Source organism: Amnimonas aquatica (assembly GCF_002943415.1).
Taxonomy (GTDB): Bacteria; Pseudomonadota; Gammaproteobacteria; order Pseudomonadales; family Moraxellaceae; genus Perlucidibaca; species Perlucidibaca aquatica_A.
This window is the reverse complement of the sequence record NZ_PTQZ01000322.1, coordinates 1-1,423: the sequence shown is the minus strand read 5'-3', so window position 1 is coordinate 1,423 and position 1,423 is coordinate 1. Positions and strand designations below refer to the sequence as shown.

The window sequence follows — 1,423 nt, the reverse complement described above, 5'->3', positions numbered from 1 at the left end:
GGTGGCGCTCCAGCGCCTTCGCCAGCATGCGGTCCAGATCCGGCGACGCTTCGCCCGGCGCCACCGCCGCGATGGCGTGATGGTCGTCACCATGCTCCAGCCACTCCTCGATCTCGTGGTGGAACACCAGCGGAAGCCCGGTGATGCACAGCAGCAGCATGAACGCCGTGCAGATCAGGCTGGTCCATTTGTGCACGCCATACCAGCGTTTGATGCTCTGGCTGCCCGTCATGCGGCAAGCTCCTGACTGAAAATCGTTTCTATTGTAGTGAAAAGCACAAGGCCGGAGCAGGGGCTCCGGCCTTGTTCGGGGGGCATCCTGCGGACTTGTGCTCGGAGCTGGTAAATCGAGGCGCAGGCCCGCGCCCGGGGCTGCTGCATCAGCGTGGCGGTGCGGAGCGCTGGTATTCCTGGCGAGTGCCGTGACAGACCGCTCAGCCGCGATCGCGCATCACGCGGGCCTTCTCGCGCTGCCAGTCGCGCTGCTTCTCGCTGTCGCGCTTGTCATGCAGCTGCTTGCCCTTCACCACAGCGATCTCGAGCTTGGCGCGGCCGTGGCTCCAGTACATCGACAGCGGCACGCAGGTGTGGCCTTTCTGCTGGATGTCGCCGGTCAGGCGGTCGAGCTCGCGGCGCTTGAGCAGCAGCTTGCGCGTGCGCGTGGGGTCGGCGACCACATGCGTGGAGGCGGCCAGCAGGGGGGTGATGTGCATGCCGATCACCCAGGCCTCGCTGTTCTTGATCAGGATGTAGGCGTCGGTCAGGTTGCACTTGCCGGCACGCAGCGACTTCACTTCCCAGCCGAGCAGGGCGAGACCGGCCTCGACCTTCTCCTCGATGAAGTATTCGTGGCGCGCGCGGCGGTTCTGGGCGATGGTCGCTGGCGACCCTTTGGACTGGCTCATGGCGCGGCATTATAGGCGTAACGCGCGGCTTGTGCAGGTGCCGCCGACTGCCGAGAATACCCGGCAATGCGGCCCTGCCCGTGGCGGTGGCCTGGCGAACATTCTGCGATACATCCAGCTTTCCGGGGGACCCATGGCTGCTTTCCTGTTCAGACCCGCATCACCTGCCATCGAGCGCGCGGCCGCCCTGCTGGCGCTGGCTCTGGCGCTGACCGTGCTGCTGGCACCGGCCGATGGCTGGTCCTGGCTGCCGGCGCTGGCCGGACTGCTGTTCGCGGCCTGGCCGCTGGCGCTGGCCGAGCGCGCGCTGGCGGTGCGGGCCGGCCGGCCGCTGCTGGCCGGGTTCCAGGCGCTCACCCGCGAGGCGGATGCGCACCGGGCCTGGCGCGTGATCGCCTGGAGCAGCCTGGGCGCCAGCCTGCTGGCGCTGGTCCTGACCGCGCTTCTGGCCGGCCTGCTGGCCACATCGGCAGTGCAGACGCTGGCGGGCAGCACCGCCGGCCTTCATGCCGGCGGCG

General features: G+C 68.6%; 2 protein-coding genes and 1 pseudogene. 1 reads left to right on the top strand and 2 read right to left on the bottom strand.

Going from position 1 to position 1,423, the window contains the following annotated elements:
• Together C5O18_RS09570 and smpB are read right to left on the bottom strand one after the other, a co-directional pair.
• Window positions 1-232 (bottom strand): PepSY domain-containing protein (locus C5O18_RS09570; RefSeq protein ID WP_206389848.1); only part of this gene is annotated, 232 nt, incomplete at its 3' end.
• A gap of 202 nt (window positions 233-434) precedes the next feature.
• Entirely contained in the window at window positions 435-905 is a 471-nt protein-coding gene (smpB, locus tag C5O18_RS09565; RefSeq protein WP_105193396.1) for an SsrA-binding protein SmpB, read from the bottom strand.
• A gap of 133 nt (window positions 906-1,038) precedes the next feature.
• Between smpB and C5O18_RS09560 the strand changes: the two are divergent.
• Window positions 1,039-1,423 (top strand): annotated as a pseudogene (locus tag C5O18_RS09560) (hypothetical protein); the annotation flags it as partial.

Excerpts from the sequence above, each read along its gene's own strand:
- smpB (WP_105193396.1), bottom strand. The coding sequence starts at position 905 with ATGAGCCAGTCCAAAGGGTCGCCAGCGACCATCGCCCAGAACCGCCGC.